The sequence below is a fragment of the Bacillus sp. lyk4-R2A-2 genome (genome assembly GCF_030209735.1).
Lineage (GTDB): Bacteria > Bacillota > Bacilli > Bacillales > Bacillaceae > Bacillus > Bacillus pumilus.
This window is the reverse complement of the sequence record NZ_JARVRK010000005.1, coordinates 508,793-532,189: the sequence shown is the minus strand read 5'-3', so window position 1 is coordinate 532,189 and position 23,397 is coordinate 508,793. Positions and strand designations below refer to the sequence as shown.

Below are 23,397 nucleotides of genomic sequence, written 5' to 3'. Positions count from 1 at the left end.
AGTGACTCTTAAAAAACGTTACATTACAACTTTATGACAAATATATTACAAGTTCGACAATTTGGGAAGGGCTTTTTGTTTAACTTCTCCTTAAAAATATGAAAATAAAAAAACACTTCTTTTTCTTTCGAAAAGAAGTGTTTCTCATGTAACAAGATTCTTCGTCAGGATTAGACGAGTTCCTGCTTTTTTCTCGGAATATAAAAGGTAAAGTGTGTACCAGTACCCGCTTTGCTATGTGCATGAATGGAGCCTTGATGTGCTTCTACGATATTCTTCACAATCGCAAGACCAAGTCCAGTACCAGAACGCCCTCTTGTTCTTGCCTTATCCGCTTTATAGAATCGTTCGAAAATAAATGGCAAATCCTCTTCCGGGATTCCGCTTCCTGAATCTTTCACATCCATTTTCAAACCGCTTTCCACCGATTGAACCGAGAAGTGAACCTCTCCGCCTTCTGGTGTATGACGAATGGCGTTATCAATAAGATTCGTAAACACCTGCTCAATTTTATCCGGATCGAGTACAAAGTACGGTTCATCCACTTGAATGTCATATGTGAGATCAACTTGCTTTTCTTTTGCTATACCAAGAAACTTGCGGTAAATCTTCTCGGTCAGCTCTTCTGTATCTGTTGATTCAAGATTCAGTGTAATATGGCCAGCTTCCATTCTCGCTAGGTCTAGAAGATCGTTCACAAGACGTCCCATTCGAAGTGATTCGTCGTAAATAATTTGCGCAATCTCTTTCTTTTCCTCTTCTGAGCCAGCAATATCATCTACAATTGCCTCACTATATCCTTGCAGCATAGCAATTGGAGTACGAAGTTCATGACTGACATTGGCAATGAAGTCTTTTCTCAGCTTATCAAGTCTTCGTTCCTCTGTCATATCACGAAGGACCGCAACTGCTCCCCTAACGTCCTGCTGATTATAAAGCGGAGACATGAGAAGAACCCAAGTACGTCCTTGCAGTGTGACTTCAATCATTTGCTCTTTTTCCGTGCTGACGGCTGTATGAAACAATTCTCGCGCTTCTGGAGGCAGTTCATCTCCATCTTTGATCTTCATATTTTGCTCGTAATACCATGCCTGCAAGAATCGTTCTGCAGGAGGATTCGTCATGAGGATCGTTCCATCAATATTGATGGTGATGACACCATCAGCCATACTGCTTAAAATATTGGACAAATGCTCTTTTTCTTGATTTAAAGCTGTGATATGAAATTTAAGCTGCTTGCCCATTTGGTTAAAGGCGATGGCCAGTTCTCCAATTTCGTCTTGCGTTAATATAGGAATCTTTGTATCAAATTTCCCTTTCGCCAGATCCTGCGCTCCCTCTTTCATCTTTCTAAGAGGATAGGTGACACGTGTTGATAAGAAGAACGCGAAAATAGTGGTCAGAACAATGGCAATTCCGGCTGCTAGGAAGATATAACGCGTCGTATGTTTTGTTGTTTGCTCTACCGCAAGTAATGATTGAGAAAGAAAGACCATGCCTTTTTTTCCGTTTGCCTCAAATGGAACACCGACAACAATTCGTTCATCCTTATGATTGCCTGCATTTGGTTCTGCACGTTTACTGATTTTTTTACGATCTTTTAGTGCTTGATTCAAATCACCGTCTGCTTCAATTTGTTTCTTTGTAATCGCAGGAAGCTTCCCGTCTTTTTCAGACGAATACCACTCTAGCCCGTCCTCTTGGATAATCGCAATACTCGTCAATTTGTCAGCAAGCTCTGATGTAATCGACCTTGCGAGTGATTGATCGTCATGGCTTTCTAAAATGACCGCCACTTTATTTGCCATTTGCGTTAAATCTGACTTTGCTTCTTCTACATGGTAATTTTCAATGAACTCTAAAAGAAGCACGGTTAAAATAGATAAAACGATGAGGACGAGGAAGAGAATGGTTAACCATAGCTTTCCAACGACACTTTTCCACAGTTTCATTCAGCGCCGACCTCAAATTTGTACCCGACACCCCATACCGTCACGATTTTTTTCGCAGCTTCTGGTGACACTTTATTCAGCTTTTCGCGAAGTCGTTTGACGTGGGTATCGACTGTTCTCAAGTCTCCAAAGAATTCATACTGCCATACTTCTTTTAACAGCTTCTCTCTGTCATAAACCTTATCCGGTGTTTTCGCAAGGAAATATAAAAGCTCATATTCCTTCGGCGTGAGACTGACTTCTTTGCCATCAGCTGTCACTCTATGCGCGTCGTGATCAATTGAAAGATGAGAAAACACAAGGACGTCTTTTGTTGTTGTCCCAGTATTGAGATAAGACGTTTGAGAAGATCTTCTGAGCAATGCTTTCACACGTAAAACAACTTCACGCGGGCTAAAAGGTTTGACGATGTAGTCATCCGTACCTGCTTCAAACCCTTGCACGCGGTTGGCTTCTTCTCCTTTTGCCGTCAGCATAATGATTGGGGTCGCTTTTTTGTCTCGAATTTGATTACACACCTCGATCCCATCTGTACCAGGCATCATTAAATCGAGCAAAATGAGGTCATAATCTGTTTGGAGTCCTTTTTGAATGGCCTCATCTCCATTTTCAGCTTCATCGATTTCATAATTTTCACGCTCTAAATACATTTTTAAAAGGCGGCGAATTCTTGCCTCATCATCTACGACTAATATTTTCGTTTGAGTTGTGTGTTCCATTAGACAATCCTCCTGCTTTCTCCGTTGTTACATTCATTTTAACAAAAAGCCGAATCGATTCATAAAAAGTTGGCCTTTTTCATGTGATTACGCGTAAGAATGAAGCCCTGCAATCACAAGATTGACAAAGATGAGATTAAACATAATGATGGCGAATCCGATGACAGCTAACCAAGCGGACTTTTCGCCATGCCAGCCCCTGGATAAGCGAAGATGAAGGTAGGCTGCATAAAAGAGAAACGTAATTAATGCCCATACTTCCTTCGGGTCCCAGCCCCAGAACCGAGTCCATGCAATTTGCGCCCAGATCATTGCAAAAATGAGCCCGCCTAACGCAAATACAGGGAAACCAATGGAAACAGCTCTGTATCCAATTTCATCGACTAAATCTAGGTTCACCTGTTTCACGAGCGGTTGAAGCAGAGCACTCAGTCGTTTGCGAATGATCAAGCGAATCAGTCCATACAAAATCAGCCCCGTGCCGAATGACCATAACACCGTATTGACCTTTCTTCCTGAAAAAACAGGCGGCAAATCAACAAACGGTTCCAAACGATCTTGCGTCACAAGCTCTCCTTTATGAGGTCCAACTAGAGCTGGCAGCTCATAGACCATCACACTTTCCTCTTTATTTTTATCGACCCAATTAAATTTCGCTTCGTATCCTGTCATTCTAAAGATGGACGTGACTGCGATAAATGCAAGTGTCACAACAATCATAAACATGACAAGCTCTAAACCAAATGTCTTCTTACCTGGTTTTGTTTGATCGACATGCTTTAATAAGAAGATGACACCTGCCACAAAGCTGATCGCTAAAATAGCTTGCCCTAGTGCTGCTGTTGTCACGTGAATATAAAGCCAATTACTTTGTAATGAAGGAATTAGCGGTGATATATCAGATGGGAACATACTTGCATAGGCAATAATCAATAAAGCGATTGGAAGTGTAAATAAACCAAGTACCGACACTTGATACACAAAATATAAAATGATGAATGCGAGCACAAGCATCATGCCAAAAGCCGTTGTGAATTCAAACAAATTACTGACTGGTGCATGACCAGACGCCATCCACCTTGAAATAAAGTAGCCAAATTGACTTAAAAAACCGATGATGGTGAGAGTAATACCGATAAGTGCCGCCTTATTTCTGCGCGGTCCATCAACTTTCTTTTTTCCTTTAATGGCACCACCAAAAAAAGGAACTGCCGCTAAATACAATAGAAAAGCTGCAAATAACAGGTTTTCACTGACTGCTGCCATCTAATCCTTCCCCCTTGCTTTTGCTGATACTTGTTGTATCAGGCAGTTCTTTTTGATCAACTGGCTGTTTGATGCCACTGTCACTTAGGATCACGCCAAGATCAGACTTTAAGCCAAACCAGTTTTTGTTTGTGTGTCCTGCCACGAATACTTTTCCATCCTTTGCAGACAGCCAAATTCTTCTATGCTGCCAATACATCCCCTGCACGACACCAATCATGAAGATGATCCCGCCTACGATGAGCACCCCAAGAGTTAAATCTTTTCTCACCGTCAATCCCGTGACGTTTTTCGTTTCCACTCGATCAAACTTCATTTTATATAGGTTATTATCAGAGCCCTCTACTGTCTCTTGAATCGCCACAAAGCTTTTTTCACCTTTAGGCTTTTCAGGAGAAACCATTTCAAACACGAAAGCAGGATTATTCGGATTCCTTGTTTTCGTACTCGGCGTTCCATCATCGTCAAAATAAAAATCAGGGAGATAGCTCATCACTTTGACTTTGTAACCGCTACCAAGATCATATTCTGACTTAGGCTCCAGCAGATTAATCTTCACTGTTCCGAAAGATTTTTCTGTATCTTTACGAATCAGCTGAAAGACCATTTGATCGAGTTCATTTTGTTTAAAATCCACTTGATATAATGAGAAATGATCAAACTTGAGCGGTTCGTTCACTTTGATATCGTGTTCTGATACCTGCTTCAGCTTGGGCTTTTCACCAAACACAACTTCCCCTTCACGTTTGTATAAAGTGGCATCGGTTTTATAACTTTTCACTACTTGACCGTCGCCAGCTCTTTCAATCGCATTCTCAAACACTTCTTTTTCATTTCCAGTTTCATAGCGGTCAATTGAAAACGCATTATTTTTCAAAAAATATTGACCATCTGTGCCTGGAATTGGGGCAGTTTCACCCTCTCTAACCCACAGCGTTTCATCCACATACATGCCTGGGACAAACCGGAGCATTGATCCAATGAGAAAGATGATTAATCCAATGTGATTGACGTAAGGGCCCCAGCGTGAAAAGCGGCCTTTTTCCGCTAAAATATGTCCGTTTTCTTCTCGCACGCGGTAACGCTTTTGTTTCATTGCTTTCTTGATGCCTTCATATGTATGCTGATCTAACGTTTTGTCTGTCTCACTGAACAGACGCTGTCTTCTCATAAAGCCTTCTTTTTTAATAACCCCTTGGTTTTTAAGTGCTCGATAAAGAGGAATAACCCGGTCGAGACTGCAAATGACAAGGGAGATTCCGATGGATGCAACTAAAGCTAAAAACCACCAAGAATTATAAAGATCATGGAATCCAAGTGTGTAATACAGCTTGCCAAACGACCCATATTGCTCTTCATAATAGGTGGAAGCAGATGCACCTGGCGGAATAAATCGCTCCTGCGGAAAAATCGTTCCTAATGAGGAAGCAAGCAGTGTGATGACAATCAGCCACACACCCACCTTAACGGAAGAAAAAAAGTTCCATACTTTATCAACAATCGTTTTGTTGTATGTTTGCGAGCGTCTCGCACTGCCGTCATATCTCATATCAAGCAGCTTTGAAGAGTTTTTCTCTTTAGCCGCAATAGGATTTCCGCAGGATTCACATAAAACAGTACCGATTGGATTAATATGTCCACACTCGCATTTTACCTCTTTCATTCTATGACCCCTTTGGTTTAATCAAATTCATATAATCATAGACATTACGTTCTGTCATGGTTCCCTTTATGACTTTGATTACCTTGCCTTCAGGATTAACTAGAAGCGTGGTTGGTAGTTGTCCTATATCATATGCCTCTGTTACTTGACGATCCTTGTCCATGGCAACAGGAAAATTCACGCCATAAGATCCCATAAAATTTTTCACGGCAATATTGGATTCTGCAACATTGACTGCAACAATTTCCACACCGCGATCCTTGAACACTTCATATTGATTTGCCATGTAAGGGAATTCTTGTTTACATGGACCACACCAGGTCCCCCAAAAATTAAGAAAGACACCTTTGCCTTTTAAGTCCTTTAATTCAATCCGTTCCCCATCCACAGATTGAAGGACAAAGTTTGGCGCAATAGATCCTTCTTTGACCCGATCCTGTTTGGCAAATACTGAGTTATACATGGTATAACATAGTGCAGCAAGCATCACGAGGAGAATGCCCGTCCGTATGAAAAACCGTCTTTTTTTCATTTGAAGTACCCCTTCCCCATAGACATTCAGGTAAATTATAGCATTCTCCTTCTTTTGATGCTTCTTCATTTTTTGAAGTTTATGTGAAAATTAAAAAGCGCTTTTCCCGTGATCTGCAATTGCTCTCAGGCGCTTTACTTCATGCGGTGTTAATTCTCTGCGGTCTCCTGGTCTCATGCCTTCAATATGAAGGAACGCATATTGCTCTCTTTTTAGCTTTAACACATCATGACCGATCGCTTCAAACATGCGGCGCACTTGTCTATTTCTGCCTTCATGAATGGTTAATTGAACGATAGATGTCTGCTTTCGTTTATCGATAGAAAGCATCTTGGCACGAGCACGTGCAGTCTTTTTATGATCTAACATAATCCCTTTTTCTAGCTTTCTAAGCAATTCCTTTGATGGGATGCCTTTTAGCTTCGCTGCATATGTTTTATCAATTTCGTATTTCGGATGCATGAGCTTATGGGCAAATTCCCCGTCATTTGTAATTAAAATCAAACCGCTCGTATCATAATCTAAGCGGCCGATTGGATAAAGGCGCTGCGGGACGTCATCAAAGAAATCTGTGACAACCTTACGTCCTTTATCATCCTCGGCAGCTGAAATGACGCCGCGCGGTTTATAAAGCATAAAGTAAACCGGTTCTTCTCTTTCAAGCTTTAATCCGTTGACTTCAATTTTATCTGAAGAGCCCACTTTTACTCCGAGCTCTGTCACTGTTTGACCATTAACGGTAACTCGTCCTTCTTTAATTAATTCTTCTGCCTTTCGTCTAGAAGCGACGCCGGCATGTGCAATTACTTTCTGTAAACGTTCCATTTTGTCTTTCACCTCATGTACTATCTTACTTGCTTGACTTAAAACAAACAAGCATTCGTGGAAAAATAAGCGATTCGTCTGTTTAATTTCAGCTAAAAAGCAATTTTCCATCCATTGAAAGACAAAAAAGCGCCTCATTAGGCGCCGCTAAATAACAAACTGACGATGATGACAGATGCAATGATGCCAATGAGGTCCGCTAACAGACCTACTTTCAGCGCATCTCCCATTTTTTTTATACCGACTGCCCCAAAATAGACCGTTAAAATGTAGAGAGTGGTATCAGTTGACCCTTGCATGACAGCTGCGAGCTGTCCGATAAAAGAATCTGGTCCATATGTCGCAATGAGGTCTGATGTCATCCCGAGTGCAGCTGTGCCAGATATTGGACGAATAAACGCAAGCGGCACTACTTCTGCCGGGAAGCCGATCGCTGTAAACACGGGTTTTAACAGTCCCATGACAAAATCAAGCGCACCAGACGCGCGGAATATCGTAATGGCCACGAGCATGCCGACTAAATAAGGAATGATTGAAAAGGCAATTTGAATACCTTCTTTCCCGCCCTCGACAAATGTTTCATAGGTCGGTACCTTTTTAATGGTTCCCGCAATTAAAATTCCTGCGATGATCAGTGGGATCAAAGCAAGTGACAGCCAGTTAATAAATGACACGAGATCACCCCCGCCTGCTTCTGCGATAGTGGAAATAGCGATCAATGAGAATGGCACCAATGCCTGAAATGAGTGTCGCCAAAATGGTTGGCCCTACAATGTCTGTTGGCTGATCTGCACCATAGGTCATTCTAATTGCAATGACGGTTGTTGGCACGAGTGTGATAGAGGATGTGTTGACCGCTAAAAATGTAATCATGGACCGGCTTGCTTCATTTTTCCCGCCGTTTAATGCTTTCATCTGCTCCATTGCCTTAATCCCAAGCGGTGTAGCGGCATTCCCGAGACCAAAGAAATTCGCCATCAGATTGGACAAAATATATCCCATCGCAGGATGGTTAGGCGGAATATCCGGAAATAGCTTTGAAATAAAGGGACGGCACAATTTACTAAAGAAATGTAACAAGCCTGCCTCTTCTGCAATCTTCATCAGCCCGAGCCAAAAAACGAGGACACTAATCAGACCAATTGAAATGGTCACTGCTTCCTTTGATCCCTTAAATACAGCTTCGTTTACTTCCTCCATCGTTCCGTTGAACATCGCGTACACAAGACCGATGACAGTGAGGAATACCCAAATTAGATTGACCATGAAGATCCGCCTATAGATGTCTGAAAGACAGACTTAAACATTTCTTGGAAGCTTTTTTGAGGCATTCGATTTCGTTTATTTTCATAAAAAATCGGTACTTGCTCGATCACCTGTCCATCTAATAAAAACGTCATTTTCCCTACAACATCAGGGATGGCCTCGGCGTTTTTTTTCCACTTCTTTTGAGGAGTAAGCATTTCCGTTTCAATTTCTACTAGCTTTTTCTCATCTTCATTTAAAAAATAGTCCACATCACGTTTGATAAATGCTTTTTTTTCGTAAAAGGTTCCTTTTAATGAAGCGAGTCTTCCTTTTTCAGCAAGTACGTACGTTTTATAATGATCAAATGCATATTCAAACATAGAGATATGATCCTTCCAATCATCTGGCGCATTAATGGTCACAGCGATCAGTGCCGCATCCCCTTTGGCAGCTGTAGAGACAAGTGTGCGTTTTGCAAGCTTCGTATATCCCGTTTTCCCACCAGTTGAATATTTGTATAATCCGGTGACCAGCTTGTTTTTATTTTTCCAATAGCCTTCCATCGTTTTTGCTTTATAGAAAGTCGTGCCTGCAATTTTTTGATATTGTTTATGCTCCATGGCGTATTTTGTTAAGATAGCCATGTCATAGGCTGATGAATAATGATGTTTATGATCATCGAGTCCATGCGGATTTTGAAAATTCGTATTCTCCATTCCTAGTTCAGATGCTTTTTGATTCATCATAAAAATAAATCCTTCTAAGCTGCCGCCCACATGCTCTGCAATGGCAACAGCTGCATCATTTCCAGAACGCAGCATAAGCCCGTATGTCAAGTCTTCTAGGCTCACCTTTTGCCCTTCTTTTAAATAAATCGATGAGCCCTCTGCTTGAATCGCGCGCTTTGATACTTTGACGGTGTCTTTCATTTTTCCTGATTCAATGGCTAATACTGCCGTCATAATTTTCGTAATACTGGCGATTCTTCTTTTTTCATGCTCGTCCTTTCCAAATAGGACTCTGCCTGACTGTCCATCTATTAAAATGGCGCTTCTTGCACTCACCGATAATGACATATCTGCTTTGGCATGTGAGGAAAAGGGCAGTAAGAGTGTAAATAGAAGAAGGACTGCTGTTCCAATTTTTAAATAGGGCATGTTCATTCACGTCCTTGTCCGTTTTGTACAAGTGTATGCGCGGCTGAAAAAGTTATGATGCCTCGTCCATAAAAAAAAGCGTCTCTATATGTAGAGACGCTCCTTCCTCTTGCTTATACCATTTTCATTTGCTGATGAGATGTCGTATATTCTAGCTCTTCTCTCATCGCTAAAAAATCTTTTTCTAATGAAGAAAATAATCGTTTGATCTCAGCGGATACTTCATGGTGGAAAACAATGCTGCTCTTTCCTGTATATGCGGAACGGCTGTCTTCATACCATGTATCCTTTTTCGGCGTGAAAAACTCTTCAATACATTGATGATAAATACGGTGAAGCGTCTGCTGCGCGGCTTGCTGCGGGAATGTCTGCTGCTGGCTGATTTTCCTGCAAACTGCCGCTGCATCCTCGCTGTACACTGCAAGCTTCCGTAATGTATTCAATATGTCACAATAATAGGCTTCCGCTTCAGGGTTTAATCGTTTCATACTTGATAAGGTAGCTTCGTTCAGAAAACCATTCATTTCAGTTGCAACCTTTGATAAAAAGACGCCTGCTTGATCAACTTGAGCCTTTACATTCATATGTGCCATTTGTTTTGTGTTTACCTTCCCCTCATGGCTTTATGACCATTTTATCTGACATCAATAGATGTTAGACCTAAAATCTTTTTTATATTTTATCATACATTTTTCATTCTTTTGAACTATTTTATCTCTTCAAATGTTTGATTGAAGTTTTCAAAAAATAGATCAGCTTCTTCTTGTACACCATCTGCTTCCACATTCTCTGGAAGTGGCGGTAATTCATCCAATGCCTTTAAGCCAAACTGCTCTAAAAAGGTAGGTGTTGTCCCATAAAGAATTGCTCGCCCAGGGCCATCGGCACGTCCAACTTCACAGAGCAGCGCTTTGGCTACTAAACTATGAAGCACCCGCTCTGATTTGACTCCTCTGATTTCTTCTACCTCACTGCGTGTGATCGGCTGTTTATAAGAAACGATTGCGAGTACTTCAAGCGCTGCCTGAGACAAACCTTTGGATGGGGTCTCGACTAATTTTTTCAAATAAATGCTGTATTCCTTTTTCGTCAGCAGCATATATGAATCTGCATATTCAATGAGCTCAATTCCTCGTTCTTGTTTTTGATACTCTTCCTTTACGGCAGACATCATATCGAGTAACGCTGCCTCTTCTACTTCAAGAACAGACATGAGCTGTTTTTTTGTTAAGCCTTCGTCACCTGCTGCATAAAGCAGCGCTTCTATGATGGCTTTCCAATTCACGATATCAAGCGTCATGAATCGTTTCACTCCCTATAATATAAATGTCTTCAAAGTTTCCTTCCTGCTCTAACATGATTTGATGACCTTTCATCAATTCAAGAACAGCAAGAAACGTCACGACAAGGTGCTCCTTTTGATCATGTTGAAATAGAGTCATGAAATTGGTCCGCTTTTTCGTTTTTCTTAAATGGTTCATAATCTCATTCATTTTGTCTTCAATCGGGATTTCTTGTCTTGTAATCCTAGATGGTGCTGGTTTCGTTATTTTCTTTCGGTTCAATACCTTTTGGAACGCACCTAACATATCATACACCGTGACATGCAGGTTTGTGTCCTTCGCTTCCGATTCTTTTGCAAATTCGCTTAAATCACTCGGAGGTTTTGTAAAGGCATTTTGCCTTTCTTCCTCGCGTTCCTTTAGTTCTTGTGCTGCATCTTTATACTTTCGGTATTCAATCAGTTTGCCAATCAGCTCTTCTCGAGGGTCCTCTTCCTCTTCAAGCAGGTCTTCATCAAATAGCTCTTCCTCTTGTTTCGGAAGGAGCATTCTGCTTTTAATACTCAGGAGGGTTGCAGCCATCACCAAATATTCACTTGCCACATCAAGTTCAAGCTCCCTCATGGTATGGACATATAATAAATACTGCTCCGTAATTTTAGCAACGGGAATATCATAAATATCAATTTCCAACCGGTTGATTAAATGTAAAAGTAAGTCCAATGGACCTTCAAACGAATCTATTTTCACCTGATATTCCAGCATTTTTTCTCACCATTTCTACTGTCTTCTAAGTACCGTTTCACCGGCTAACCTTTAGTATAAGACAGGATAAAGCTCTCGTCCAATATAATTTCGACCATGATGTCCTAGGCAAAATAAGAAAAACAGTGGTTTCGCCCATACCACTTAGGGCATTTATACATAGAATACCATTGTAAACAGAACTGATGAAAAAGGAGGCCGTATCATTATGGGAGATGGCTATAACTTTGGCGGAGGTTTCGCGCTTATTGTCGTGCTTTTCATCTTGCTGATCATCGTTGGCGCGGCTTGGGTTTATTAAAGAAACAGAGCGTCCTTTCACGAAGGGCGCTCTTTCTTCTTTTCTTTTCAATATGTTAGACTGAGAGTGGAAAAGGAGATGACCACTGTGTATCCTGAAGCGTACGTGGCTTTTTTACATGAATTTCATACGACAAGAGATTATTTTGAGTGTCATGAAATTCTTGAGGAATATTGGAAGGAAGACCCGCCTGAGCAGCGCAAAGAATATTGGGTTGGCTTCATTCAGCTTGCCGTTGCTTTGTATCATCAAAGACGGGGAAATGGAAAAGGTGCAAAACGGCTCATTTCAAATAGCCTCCACTTGCTGGAAGCAAACCGGCCCGTATTATCGAACCTCGGTCTGGATGATGAGGCGTTTCTCAAACTTCTGAGAACGCTGAAGAAGAAAATGGCTGAAGACATGCCCTACGAAAGTGTGATGCTCCCGATTAAAGATGAAGCGCTCCTGTCTCTATGCCAAGAAATGGCTCAAAAAGACGGACTGATCTTTGGCCAGGAGAGCAACTTATCCCACACATTTTTGATCGAAAAACATAGACTGCGTGACCGGACAGATGTATTGCTTGAACGAAAAAAGCAAATCGAACGTAAAAAAAGCAGAGGACTGTAGCCTCTGCTTTTACATGTGTGATATTTAATTTGTTTCGCTGTGACACCTATGAAAGAAGCCTTGCGTTAATTCATTTGGAATGAGTGTTTTGGTTTTGAATACCTCTTCCACGGCTAAAACCATTTCCTTGCCGATTCCTTGATCTCGATGGGATGGATTCACACTAATATGCTCGATTTGTACTTGGTCGTCTGTTTTCAACACACCAATAGCACCTACGATATCCTCGCCATCTTTCCAAAGGAACAGCTGCCGATTTTCATCCATTTCATATGACTTCATCGTCTGCTGAAGCTGTTTGACGTCTTTCTCACCCGGCATGAAGGAGAGTAGCCCCATGGCAATTTTTTCAAAAGACCTCTTATAACGAATTAACATATATACCCCTCAATATTCAAATTATCCTTATGTCCAGCAAATGTCTCACGAATCATTTGCTCATCACACATTATAAACATTTTTATACCGTTTTTAAACTCTTTTTCACTAAATTAACGAAAGGTACGGTTGAGATTCGCCATTTCAATGGCAGCTGCAGCCGATTCGCTGCCTTTATTTCCAGCTTTTGTACCGGCTCTTTCGATAGCTTGTTCAATGGATTCTGTTGTTAGTACACCAAAGATAATCGGTACCCCTGTTGACATGGCACTTTGAGCAATTCCTTTAGCGGCTTCATTACAAACATAATCGTAGTGAGTTGTTGCGCCCCTGATTACAGTTCCAAGTGTAATGACAGCATCATATTTCTCTGTTTCAGCTAGTTTTTTTGCCATGTACGGAATTTCAAAAGCACCCGGTACCCACACGACATCAATATCGTCACCGTTTGCTCCGTGTCTGAGCAATGTATCTTCTGCTCCGTCAAGCAGTTTACTTGTAATAAAATCATTAAATCTCGCGACGACAATTGCAAATTTTAATCCTTCTGCTACTACATGCCCTTGTATTGTATTCATATGTTGATCATCCTTTTTTGTGATTTTTTATTTTGTTTCGATAGCTGCTGTTTCTTTATTATTTAAATAGGTTTGCAATGCTTCTATTGTCAGCATCTTTAAACCGTGCTGTTTTTGGATTTCTTTTAGTTCTGGAACACGCGCCATTGAGCCATCTACATTCATGATTTCACAAATGACACCCGCTGGCTCTGAACCTGCCAGTTTCGCAAGTTCTACCGCCGCCTCTGTATGACCTGGTCTTTCTAGTACGCCGCCTTCTTTTGCAATGAGCGGAAATACATGACCTGGGCGGGCAAATTCTTCTGGAGTTGCGTCTTTATTTAACATGGCAAGCATGGTCGTAGAGCGCTCAAAAGCACTAATACCAGTCGTCGTTGTCACATGATCGATGCTCACTGTAAAAGCTGTATGGTGTGCATCTGTATTTTGTTCTACCATTGGATGCAGGTTCAGGTGTTTGGCAATCGACGCATGGACCGGTGTACAAATGAGACCTCTTCCATGTAAAGCCATAAAGTTAATCACTTCAGGCGTGGCATGCTCAGCAAGTGCCACAAAATCTCCTTCGTTTTCTCTGTCTTCATCATCCACTACGATAATGATTTCTCCTTCTTTCAGAGCGTTTACTGCTTCTTCTACTAAATGATACATACAATCGCCTCCTAGAATCCGTGCTCTTTTAAAAATGATGGGGTCAATCGGGATGGCTGCTTTTCACCTTGTTCTTTTGTTAAAAAGCGATAGATGTATTTACCGATCATGTCACACTCTATATTCACGATCTCTCCCATAGATTTAGTCGGGAAAATAGTTCCTTCAAGCGTATGAGGAATAATAGAGACTGTGACGTGTGAATCTTGCAAATCGAAAATGGTTAAGCTGACACCATCTATTGCGATCGAACCCTTTTGCGTGAGCATATCTGTGAGGGTCTTGTCCATCTCTAAATCATAGTAAATGGCATTACTTTTCTTTTCTATTCGGGTAATGACTGCCGTCCCGTCAACATGGCCTGAGACAAAATGACCTCCGAATCGTCCATTCGAGGACATGGCCCGCTCTAAATTCACTGGACTGCCTGATGTCAGTTGATCCAGTGATGTCGCTTTGACCGTTTCTGGCATCACATCTGCTGCGAACTGTGCTTTTGTAAAGCTTGTGACTGTAAGACATACACCATTGATCGCAATACTGTCTCCGAGGTGAACATCTTCTAGCACACGGCTGCACTGAATGACAATTTCTATGGCATCTGCTGACTTTTTGCTTAATGACTGAACTGCACCTACTTCTTCAATTATCCCCGTAAACATGTGATCCTCCCTTTCTTTTCATTTGTATTTCTCACTTTTTAAAAAAGCGATGTTAGGGACATGTGATCGATTGAGCACCTTCGTCGCTTTTTATGGTCCATACAAGGTAGATGAGGGATCACCTAATAAACACTGCATGCCGGTCTATTCACTACATGAACATACAGAAAGCCCCGGAAAAAATTCCGGGGCTTTGGCTTTTTTGCATCAGAAATAAAACTATGATCGACAAATATTTTTCGTTCATAGCTTTCTTTATCCTTCTCCCATCCAGACTTTCACTGTCGGCTTCAGCTTTTCACTGAATCAACCGTTAATAAATTAACGGGTCACGGGCTGTAAAGCATTTGCTTTATTACCGTCGGTCGGGATTTTCACCCTGCCCCGAAGGATACAATCGATATTTAGCTGTCCTTAGGGGCTATTATAGCGATCCTTGTTGTCAAATGCAACAATCAAGATTTCTCACAAAAAAAGCCTCCTTATAGGAAAGGAGACTTGTTAATTAACGACTTTTACTACTTTTATAAGACCATCTATTCTCTTTTCATTACTAAAGTAGGCTTTAATACGATCACCTTTCTTCAAGTCGGCCACATCATCTTCGAACTTCTTTCCACTAAAAATGATTTTTGTGCCGTTTTTTGCTTGACCGTAATATTCATCTCCGTCAATTTTCGTAATGGTATATTCATAGATGGTATAATCTTTATCATTATTTGTTAAGCTTTCACCAATGGCTGTTGGCACATCTTCAATTTTCATGCCATTCATGTATAAATAACCTGCGCCTAAACAAAGCAGTAAAACAAATAAGATGGCCATTTTTAATTTAATTTTCCCCATATTTAGAACCTCCATCATCTGCACTTCGCCTATTTGTATGTTTTATTCCTTCTTTTGATGAAATAAAACCAAAAAAGCTGTTTTCCATTAATGGTTACTTATATAACGATTGAGATGGACCTTTGGTTCCACCTTTTCATCATTACATATGATACGAATATGCGTTCTTTATTAAGGGGGTCTCTTTCCTCTTTATCAGTTAGCAAGGCGCACATTATTGATGATCATCTTTTTTCGAGTGCAAATAAATCTTCCTCTAACAATTGCGATCTCTGAACAGCGATGTTCCGGCTGTCACGAACCCCTTGATTATAATAGTAGCTTCCAAGGTTTTTTGTGATAAATTCTAGTATATTGATGGCTGCTAATTCACCAATTTCTTCTTCTCGTTCTTCGGCAAAGTAACGCTGAATGGCAATCATCATTTGATTTTTTTCTTCTTTTGTTAATGGTTTCAAATTATCTCCTGCTTTCTTTCAGCATGACCACGCTTTTTAGATTTGTACTGACAATGTGGCGACACCCACAAATACGAATGTTTGTTCTCTTATCATATCACAAAATCGAATTTTGTCCACCACTGTGTCCTAAAAGAAAAAGCGTATTTTGATATTTAGTTCAAAATACGCTATCACTCTTATTGAAGGAGGATACCATAGCATGTTGTCATTATTTTAATATGGAAAGTATCGTCGCTACAGAATGATCTACAAATGAACGTTCTGGACGAGATTTCATGAGGACGGTCAGTCCTATGAAAGAAACGACCAGTGTTTGTGCTAAAGCTTTCGCATTCAGGCTACTTTTGAGCTCACTCGAGCGAATACCTTGAACAATTCTTTCTTCGAAAATGACGGAAAGATACATCTGATGCTCTCTTGTCAGAATTTCAAATTTCTCTTCGTGTGGCGCAAGTTCCACTATTGTATTGATGCAAAAACACCCTTTACTCGGACCATCTCTATATTCCTCTTCTACTAAATCTGCAAATAATGTATGAAATGCTTCCTTGACAGAAAGATTGTTTTGAAGTTTTGTTCGAATATGGGCAGCATGCTGCTTTGTGTATTTGCGTAATGCGGCCTCAAATAATTCCTCTTTATCTCCAAACGCTGAGTATAAACTTGGCCGCTGTATTCCCATTTTTTCAGTCAAATCGCTTAATGTAGTGGCCCTATACCCCTTTTCCCAAAAAAGCACCATTGCCTCATCCAACGCTTTTTCCTTGTCAAATTCCCGTTGTCGAACCATCAGCAATTCCTCATTTCAACATTAAAATTTCTTCACAAAGTCAGGTATCTATTTTTTGATATTATTGTCTATTTGATTACCAGTCGGTACATTATAATTTTATTTTATCGACGTATGATTGTCAAATTTCCTTCCTCTTTCAAGATGAAAGTATTGACTTTAAAATGTTTTGTTGGTTATCCTTAACAGGAATTATAATATACCGATCAGTATATTATACTTTTTAGTACAAAAGGAGACGACGACATGCATGGTGAAAGAAAAAATCATTTCCATAGAACATCTTGATTTGGAAACGGCTCATTTACAAAACAAACCGAAGCAAGCGATGACTCGCTATATGGCTCTGCTTTTTGCGTCAGCCTGCGGGATGGCAGTTGCAAACATATACTTTGCACAACCGTTATTAGACTCCCTCGCATCCGAGTTTGGCATCACCTATTCATCCATTGGCATTGTCATTACGATTACTCAGCTTTGTTATGCACTAGGACTGCTACTGATCGTACCACTTGGTGACCTGTTCAATCAAAGGCGGCTCATCATGGCTCAGATGCTAGTATCCGTGTTATCTCTGATTCTAGTCGGCATCGCCCCTACTGCCACCGTCCTGTTTATAGGGCTGGCTTCCGTCGGCATGCTTGCTGTGGTCACTCAGGTACTCGTAGCGTTCGCAGCGACATGGGCTGCTCCTGAAGAACGAGGCCGTATCGTGGGCTTGGTTCAAAGTGGCATTGTGATTGGTATTCTTCTCGCACGAACGTTTGCTGGTGTACTAACCGATCTCGCCGGCTGGAGGTCAGTCTATCTCGTGTCTGCCGTTATGATGCTCATCATAACCTCCGTGTTATACCGGTATCTCCCGCGGGCTGATAGCGAGAGAGCGTCAATATCCTATATGAAGCTGCTTGCTTCAATGTTTACATTGTTCAGACAAGAACAAATTCTGCGCATCCGAGGCATACTGGGTTTTCTGATCTTTATCGTGTTTGGTACGTTGTGGACTTCGCTCGTGCTGCCTCTCAGCAGCTCGCCACACAATCTTTCACATACGGCGATCGGTGCATTTGGTCTTGCTGGAGTTGCCGGAGCATTAGGCGCTACTCGGGCTGGAAGCCTTGCTGATCGAGGCTTAGGACAATTAACAACTTGTATAGCCCTTGTCCTATTATTCGTTTCATGGTTTTTTATCTTTTTCACTGAATATTCACTCATTTTATTAATCATCGGTATTATTATTCTTGACCTATCTGTGCAGGCCGTACATGTGACCAACCAAAGTATGATTTTCACAGTGCTGCCTGAGGCGAGAAGCCGGCTCACTGCTGCTTATATGATTTTTTACTCCATCGGCAGTGCGACTGGTTCCATTGCTTCCACTAGCATATACGCAAACAATGGCTGGAGCGGAGTATGTTTATTTGGCGCCTCTGTTAGCGCTATTGCCCTTTTTTATTGGTTCATCACCTACCGCCTCACGGAACAAATAACCGTAAAATCAGATTGATAATAAAAAAACACCGCGTTTAAGCGGTGTTTTGGATTAAGCATCGAAAACTTCGACTTTTTCCATTCCTTGGCCTTGTTCCATATCTAGAACAGCCTCGATACCAGATGTTACTTTGCCAAAAACAGTGTGAACACCGTTTAAGTGCGGCTGCGGGTCATGGACGATAAAGAATTGGCTGCCGCCCGTGTCTTTACCAGCATGCGCCATTGATAATGAACCTCTTTCGTGTTGATGTGGATTCCCTTCTGTTTCACATTTAATTGTGTAACCAGGACCGCCTGTTCCATTACCGTTTGGATCGCCACCTTGGCTTACGAAGCCTGGGATGACGCGGTGGAATTTCAATCCATCGTAGAAGCCTTCATTCGCTAATTTTTCAAAGTTTGCTACTGTACCTGGAGCAGCCTCTGGGTATAGTTCAAACTCAAGTTTCTTACCATTCGTTAGTTGTATGTATCCTTTTTTTTCCATTTTTCACATTCTCCTTTCAGGTTAAACAACGCTCATTATAGCACATTTTCGGTCATGTTAAACATCCCCAGCTCTTTGATTGTGATTTACCTCTTTTCTTAGGATTGATACAATAGAAGAGCTTGATCCTTTTTTCCTATTAAATTGATGACAGAATGAGCAACAGGGCTTTATTTATTGGAAAAGGAAAACATCTTAAAAAGAAAATTGAAACGTCGAATCGATTTGTTACGTCTATATGATGGAGTACATTTCTTTACGTGTACTCAAAAGATGAGTTTCTCTTGAAAGAGGAACCCTTTCGACTTGAAGGAGGTCAACATGTTTAAAAAATCAATGCTTAGTATGATGGCAGCGCTCCTTTTCCTCATTGGTGCGCCAAAAGTCAGCTTAGCGGATGCAGCTGTCGGCGATGTCATCGTCACACTTGGGCAAGACTTAACTCCGGCTGATCGCCAAAAGGTGCTTGACGAGTTGAATCCACCTGAAAATGCGACAAAAATTGAAGTAACCAATAAAGAAGAGCATGAATATTTAGGAAAGTATATCCCCCGTTCTTCTATCGGGACGAGAGCATTATCATCTTCATCTATCACCATTGAAAAATCAGGTACTGGTCTGACTGTGGATACACATAACATCAAGACCATTACAGATGAGATGTATTTAAATGCTTTAATGACAGCCGGTGTCAAGGATGCTAAGGTTGTTGTGACTGCACCGTTTGAAGTTTCTGGGACAGCCGCACTGACAGGTTTATTAAAAGCCTATGAAGTGTCTAGCGACAAAGCCATTCCAGAAGATGTGAAGCAGGTAGCAAACGAAGAGCTTGTGACAACGTCTAAATTGGGTGACTCCATCGGGAAAGACAATGCTTCTGCCCTTATTGCAAAAATCAAGGATGACATTGCGAAAAATGGTGTCCCTAAAACAACAAAAGAAGTAGAAGAAAAAGTGGATCAGGCTGCTTCTGATTTAAACTTAAATCTAACGCAAGATCAAAAGGATCAGCTTATTTCTCTATTCGATAAAATGAAGAACATCAATATCGATTGGAACCAGGTAGGATCTCAAATCGATAAAGCAAAAGACAAGATTACGAAATTTATAGAATCAGATGAAGGGAAAAACCTACTTCAAAAGATTTGGGATTTCTTTGTCTCCATTTGGAACGCGATCGTCTCTGTATTTACTGGAGGAAAATAAGTCATTATAAAAAGCTGCCTGATGTACAGGCAGCTTTTTTACGTAGATGATTTCACTTTTGATTGATAAGGTAAATCAAGTTTGACAATGTCCGCATATGTTTCACGTTCAACCACAAGCTGCGCTTCCCCGTCTTCTACAAATACAACAGCCGGGCGCGGGATGCGGTTATAGTTATTTGACATACTGTAGCCGTAAGCTCCGGTACAAAAGACAGCTAATAAATCTCCTTGTGATAACTCTGGCAGATCGATATCCCAAATAAGCATATCTCCGCTTTCACAGCATTTCCCTGCAATAGAAACTGTTTGATTGTGCGATTGGCTCATTTTGTTGGCACTTGCTGCTTCATATTTCGCTTGATATAATGCTGGACGAATGTTGTCACTCATTCCCCCATCTACCGCAACATAATCGCGAATGCCAGGTACGTGTTTTGATGAGCCGATCGTATAAAGCGTTGTCCCAGCATCTCCAACAAGAGAGCGGCCTGGCTCAATCCAAATCTCCGGCATATCAAACTCATAGCGTGTCACGTTCTCTTTTACAGCTTGGATAATTTTCTCGACGTATTCTGTCGCAGGAAGTGGTTCATCTTCTTCTGTATAACGGATGCCAAAGCCGCCGCCTAAGTTTAACACGGTCGAAATAAAACCAAATGATTCTCTCCATTCAGCCAGCTTCAAAAAGATCTTGTCTGCTGCAAGGACAAAACCAGCTGTATCAAATATTTGTGATCCGATATGGCAATGAACGCCTAAAAGTTCGATCACTTCTGATCCAAGCACTTGTTTCACCGCTTCATCCGCTTGTCCATTGTGAAGGTCAAAGCCAAATTTGGAATCCTCTTGGCCTGTTGTAATGTAATCATGCGTATGCGCTTCGACACCTGGTGTGATACGGAGCAGCACTTTCACCTGTTTTGACAGCTCTTGACCAAGCACTTCAATGAGCTTCATTTCGTAGAAATTATCTACAACGATACAGCCGATCTCGTGCTCTAACGCCATTTTTAATTCATCTCTACTTTTATTGTTGCCATGGAAATGAATTTTTTCTACCGGAAACCCAGCGCAAATGGCTGTGTGAAGCTCCCCGCCTGATACGACATCAAGAGATAATCCTTCTTCCTTGGCAAGCTGAAACATCGCGATGGAGGAAAATGCTTTACTCGCATATGCTACCTGCGCTTTTAACTCTTCTTCTATAAATGCTTTTTGAAAGCTTTTTGCACGCTCCCGTATTAAAGCCACATCATATACATAAAGTGGTGTCCCATACGTTTCAGCTAAAGAAACGGCATCAACACCACCAATTTCTAAATGACCGAGTTCATTTTGTCTGCAAGTGCCGTGTAAATACAATGTCATTCCCTCTTTCTCCGCCTCGGCTGAAAAAAGACAGCTGCGTGAGCTGCCTTTTTGCCGTTTCTCAAAGTTAAAAATACAATATCACAATCTTCAGCCACTTTCAATGAGCGTTAAGAATTTGGCGGAATTTTTGATCTGTTTTGAGGGTGAACAATGCTTGGCCTTACTTTTGAGCCAGGAACAGACGTCCGAATCAGCACTTGCCACAAAGCCTTCCCGTTAAAAGGAAGAAATGGCCACATATAAGGCGTCTGCAATGAACGAATGGATGTTAAGTAGATGAGTAACAACGTAAAACCAATGATGAGTCCATTCAGCTTAAAGATCGCCACGAGCGCTAATATGATGAGTCGTACAATCTTATTGGCGACACTCAGCTCATAGCTTGGGGTTGTAAATGTACCGATTGCCGCTAGTGAGACGTATAAGATGACCTCTGGTGTAAATAAACCGACATCAATGGCAATTTGCCCAATTAAAACAGCCGCAATCAGCCCCATGGCGGTCGACAATGCAGTTGGCGTATGAATTGCAGCCATCCTTAAAAATTCCACCCCAAAATCAGCTAGAAATACTTGTAAAATCACTGGAATATGAGACGGTTTGTTAAAGCCAATATAGCTTAAATTATCTGGCAGAAGACTTGGTTCAAGGATAAACAGAAACCAAATTGGTAAAAGAAACGTTGAACATAAAATGCCTAAAAAGCGTACCCATCTTAGGAACGTACCAACTGCAGGTGCTTGGCGGTATTCTTCTGCATGTTGAACGTGGTGAAAAATGGTGGTTGGCGTAATGATGACACTAGGAGATGTATCCGTAATAATGATGACATGCCCTTCTAGTATATGGTTAGCGGCGACATCTGGACGCTCGGTGTAACGTACAAGGGGAAAGGGATTGTATCCTTGTTTAATAATGAATTCTTCAATCGTTTTATCAGACATCGTCAGCCCATCGACTTTGATTCCTGACACTTCTTTCTCTATGATATCGACAAGATCTGGGTCCGCAATATCTTCAATGTAGCAAACACATACATCCGCTTTCGAACGTTCGCCTACTTTGAGCATTTTGTATCTCAGTTTTTCATCTCGCACCCGTCTTCGTATAAGTGCTGTATTGACAATAATGTTTTCAACAAAACCGTCTCTTGCGCCCCGGACAACCTTTTCTGTATCCGGCTCCTCTGGCATTCTGCCAGGATAGCTTCTGACATCAATGATAAATGCGTAGTTTTCACCTTCAACTACAACTGCCACAAGGCCCGACAGCACTTGGTCTACCGCTTCATCAAGTGTTTCAACCTTTGAGACCTGCTGATTGACAAGACGATTCTCAATCACACGGGCCATGTCATCTGATTCAGGTTCATTGTCATTGATTTCAACTAGCTCTTTTAATAAGTAGATGACATACTGTGTATCACACAGTCCATTTACATAGTAAAGTTGGATTTCCTGATCGTGTATATAAATTTTCCGCACGCCAAGGTCAAAGCTGAGACCCATTCCGACATTTTCTTTAAAGTAATCTTCATTTTTCTTCGGATCTCGGTACACGTTTACCTTGTCTTTCTTCATGGAAACCACTCCTTTCTAAAATTAATTCAACTGCTTTCATTGTGATCGGAGATCCTTTGCTCAGATCATCTTTCCGTCCCATTTTGCCAATATCTCCAATTCCAACAACAAACGGCAGATCGAGCGAGTCAAGACAATACACGGTATCTCCGCTCATTTTATGAGGTTCCATCTCGGGAAGACCATGCTTGTCGACACCGTATTCTGTCAGTTCACCCTCCCGGTCAATGGAAACATGAACCTTTGTCCATTCAGCTTGATGCGTTTTGGATGCAACGGCGATCGCCCCAATGACTTCAATTTCAGGATGACGCGCCACATGCTTCATCGCTATCTCCCCTGTTCCTTCACCTGTCAGGCCAGAATCATCAAACATGACAAACACTGGATCATTCGGCGTTTTTAAAATCATCTGCACAAGTTCAGGTCCTGTTCGTTTGCTTGGATTTCCTTTTGAGCTGGAAATACATCGCCCACCGACATTTTTAGCAGCAAGCTCAATGGTTTTGGCAGCATATATATCTCCGTCTGTCACTAAAATGACTTTTCGTCTTTGCCCCATATT

At 41.3% G+C, this 23,397-nt stretch carries 26 protein-coding genes, 1 pseudogene and 1 riboswitch; of the genes and pseudogenes, 4 read left to right on the top strand and 23 right to left on the bottom strand.

The features are described from left to right. Positions 1-170 precede the first annotated feature (170 nt). The 12 genes from QRN39_RS09645 to QRN39_RS09590 form a co-directional block, all read right to left on the bottom strand. A complete protein-coding gene (locus tag QRN39_RS09645; RefSeq protein WP_003216141.1) occupies positions 171-1,952 on the bottom strand; it encodes an ATP-binding protein in 1,782 nt (593 codons plus the stop codon). After that, entirely contained in the window at positions 1,949-2,671 is a 723-nt protein-coding gene (locus tag QRN39_RS09640) for a response regulator transcription factor (RefSeq protein WP_003215596.1), read from the bottom strand. Before QRN39_RS09640 ends, QRN39_RS09645 begins: the two co-directional genes overlap by 4 nt. An 87-nt stretch (positions 2,672-2,758) precedes the next feature. Next, positions 2,759-3,937, bottom strand: coding sequence for a c-type cytochrome biogenesis protein CcsB (gene ccsB, locus QRN39_RS09635; RefSeq protein WP_050943828.1), 1,179 nt, complete (start codon positions 3,935-3,937; stop codon positions 2,759-2,761). After that, positions 3,921-5,600, bottom strand: a complete 1,680-nt coding sequence (gene resB / locus QRN39_RS09630) for a cytochrome c biogenesis protein ResB (RefSeq protein ID WP_003215850.1) — start codon at positions 5,598-5,600, stop codon at positions 3,921-3,923. The genes ccsB and resB overlap by 17 nt, the downstream gene beginning before the upstream one ends. A gap of 1 nt (position 5,601) precedes the next feature. Beyond that, the gene (resA, locus tag QRN39_RS09625; RefSeq protein WP_284907089.1) at positions 5,602-6,132 is read right to left on the bottom strand and encodes a thiol-disulfide oxidoreductase ResA; all 531 of its coding nucleotides are present in this window, start codon (positions 6,130-6,132) and stop codon (positions 5,602-5,604) included. A gap of 90 nt (positions 6,133-6,222) precedes the next feature. Further along, positions 6,223-6,957, bottom strand: a complete 735-nt coding sequence (gene rluB, locus QRN39_RS09620) for a 23S rRNA pseudouridine(2605) synthase RluB (RefSeq protein WP_034620508.1) — start codon at positions 6,955-6,957, stop codon at positions 6,223-6,225. A 137-nt stretch (positions 6,958-7,094) separates the two neighbouring features. Then, entirely contained in the window at positions 7,095-7,631 is a 537-nt protein-coding gene (locus QRN39_RS09615) for a spore maturation protein (protein WP_003216139.1), read from the bottom strand. Positions 7,632-7,635: 4 nt separating this feature from the next. Further along, complete coding sequence (locus tag QRN39_RS09610; RefSeq protein ID WP_003215919.1) at positions 7,636-8,223, bottom strand: nucleoside recognition domain-containing protein; 588 nt, start codon at positions 8,221-8,223, stop codon at positions 7,636-7,638. Then, complete coding sequence (locus QRN39_RS09605; protein ID WP_106028747.1) at positions 8,211-9,362, bottom strand: D-alanyl-D-alanine carboxypeptidase family protein; 1,152 nt, start codon at positions 9,360-9,362, stop codon at positions 8,211-8,213. Before QRN39_RS09605 ends, QRN39_RS09610 begins: the two co-directional genes overlap by 13 nt. Before the next feature lie 113 nt (positions 9,363-9,475). After that, positions 9,476-9,955: a YpuI family protein gene (locus QRN39_RS09600; RefSeq protein WP_003215803.1), complete on the bottom strand. Its 480-nt coding sequence runs from the start codon at positions 9,953-9,955 to the stop codon at positions 9,476-9,478. Positions 9,956-10,068: 113 nt separating this feature from the next. Next, positions 10,069-10,662: an SMC-Scp complex subunit ScpB gene (gene scpB / locus QRN39_RS09595; RefSeq protein ID WP_034661126.1), complete on the bottom strand. Its 594-nt coding sequence runs from the start codon at positions 10,660-10,662 to the stop codon at positions 10,069-10,071. Then, positions 10,652-11,410: a segregation/condensation protein A gene (locus tag QRN39_RS09590; RefSeq protein WP_050943826.1), complete on the bottom strand. Its 759-nt coding sequence runs from the start codon at positions 11,408-11,410 to the stop codon at positions 10,652-10,654. Before QRN39_RS09590 ends, scpB begins: the two co-directional genes overlap by 11 nt. A 208-nt stretch (positions 11,411-11,618) precedes the next feature. Between QRN39_RS09590 and QRN39_RS09585 the strand changes: the two genes are divergently transcribed. Both QRN39_RS09585 and QRN39_RS09580 read left to right on the top strand, forming a co-directional pair. Beyond that, complete coding sequence (locus QRN39_RS09585) at positions 11,619-11,711, top strand: YjcZ family sporulation protein (protein WP_012010430.1); 93 nt, start codon at positions 11,619-11,621, stop codon at positions 11,709-11,711. 87 nt (positions 11,712-11,798) lie between these two features. Then, positions 11,799-12,323: a DUF309 domain-containing protein gene (locus tag QRN39_RS09580; protein WP_212045943.1), complete on the top strand. Its 525-nt coding sequence runs from the start codon at positions 11,799-11,801 to the stop codon at positions 12,321-12,323. A 24-nt stretch (positions 12,324-12,347) separates the two neighbouring features. Here the strand turns inward: QRN39_RS09580 and QRN39_RS09575 are convergent, their stop codons facing one another. From QRN39_RS09575 to QRN39_RS09545, 7 genes and pseudogenes are all read right to left on the bottom strand, one after another. Then, positions 12,348-12,701, bottom strand: a complete 354-nt coding sequence (locus QRN39_RS09575; protein WP_106028745.1) for a GNAT family N-acetyltransferase — start codon at positions 12,699-12,701, stop codon at positions 12,348-12,350. A 113-nt stretch (positions 12,702-12,814) separates the two neighbouring features. Next, entirely contained in the window at positions 12,815-13,279 is a 465-nt protein-coding gene (ribH, locus tag QRN39_RS09570) for a 6,7-dimethyl-8-ribityllumazine synthase (RefSeq protein WP_012010433.1), read from the bottom strand. Positions 13,280-13,327: 48 nt separating this feature from the next. Beyond that, positions 13,328-13,933 (bottom strand): annotated as a pseudogene (gene ribB, locus QRN39_RS09565) (3,4-dihydroxy-2-butanone-4-phosphate synthase); the annotation flags it as partial. 11 nt (positions 13,934-13,944) lie between these two features. Next, entirely contained in the window at positions 13,945-14,595 is a 651-nt protein-coding gene (gene ribE, locus QRN39_RS09560; RefSeq protein WP_137055024.1) for a riboflavin synthase, read from the bottom strand. A 254-nt stretch (positions 14,596-14,849) separates the two neighbouring features. Further along, positions 14,850-14,991, bottom strand: a riboswitch (FMN riboswitch). 105 nt (positions 14,992-15,096) lie between these two features. After that, positions 15,097-15,441 (bottom strand): hypothetical protein, encoded by a 345-nt coding sequence (locus QRN39_RS09555; RefSeq protein WP_003215701.1) that lies wholly within the window; start codon positions 15,439-15,441, stop codon positions 15,097-15,099. Between the two features lie 224 nt (positions 15,442-15,665). After that, entirely contained in the window at positions 15,666-15,899 is a 234-nt protein-coding gene (locus tag QRN39_RS09550; RefSeq protein WP_003215556.1) for a DUF2164 domain-containing protein, read from the bottom strand. Between the two features lie 211 nt (positions 15,900-16,110). Next, a complete protein-coding gene (locus tag QRN39_RS09545; RefSeq protein ID WP_284907078.1) occupies positions 16,111-16,692 on the bottom strand; it encodes a TetR/AcrR family transcriptional regulator in 582 nt (193 codons plus the stop codon). A 250-nt stretch (positions 16,693-16,942) separates the two neighbouring features. Here QRN39_RS09545 and QRN39_RS09540 point away from each other — a divergent pair, with 250 nt between their 5' ends. Further along, positions 16,943-18,199, top strand: coding sequence for an MFS transporter (locus tag QRN39_RS09540; RefSeq protein WP_284907076.1), 1,257 nt, complete (start codon positions 16,943-16,945; stop codon positions 18,197-18,199). Positions 18,200-18,235: 36 nt separating this feature from the next. Here the strand turns inward: QRN39_RS09540 and QRN39_RS09535 are convergent, their stop codons facing one another. Continuing rightward, the gene (locus QRN39_RS09535; RefSeq protein ID WP_284907074.1) at positions 18,236-18,673 is read right to left on the bottom strand and encodes a peptidylprolyl isomerase; all 438 of its coding nucleotides are present in this window, start codon (positions 18,671-18,673) and stop codon (positions 18,236-18,238) included. 321 nt (positions 18,674-18,994) lie between these two features. On the opposite strand from QRN39_RS09535, the gene QRN39_RS09530 reads away from it, so the two are divergent. Further along, positions 18,995-19,879: a DUF1002 domain-containing protein gene (locus tag QRN39_RS09530; RefSeq protein WP_003215933.1), complete on the top strand. Its 885-nt coding sequence runs from the start codon at positions 18,995-18,997 to the stop codon at positions 19,877-19,879. Positions 19,880-19,917: 38 nt separating this feature from the next. Here QRN39_RS09530 and lysA read toward each other — a convergent pair whose 3' ends face one another. The 3 genes from lysA to spoVAEA all read right to left on the bottom strand — a co-directional run bounded on the left by lysA (position 19,918) and on the right by spoVAEA (position 23,394). Then, positions 19,918-21,243: a diaminopimelate decarboxylase gene (gene lysA / locus QRN39_RS09525; RefSeq protein WP_284907258.1), complete on the bottom strand. Its 1,326-nt coding sequence runs from the start codon at positions 21,241-21,243 to the stop codon at positions 19,918-19,920. Between the two features lie 116 nt (positions 21,244-21,359). Beyond that, positions 21,360-22,832, bottom strand: a complete 1,473-nt coding sequence (locus tag QRN39_RS09520) for a spore germination protein (protein WP_050943818.1) — start codon at positions 22,830-22,832, stop codon at positions 21,360-21,362. Continuing rightward, the gene (gene spoVAEA / locus QRN39_RS09515; RefSeq protein ID WP_003216039.1) at positions 22,786-23,394 is read right to left on the bottom strand and encodes a stage V sporulation protein SpoVABEA; all 609 of its coding nucleotides are present in this window, start codon (positions 23,392-23,394) and stop codon (positions 22,786-22,788) included. The genes QRN39_RS09520 and spoVAEA overlap by 47 nt, the downstream gene beginning before the upstream one ends. Positions 23,395-23,397 lie beyond the last annotated feature (3 nt).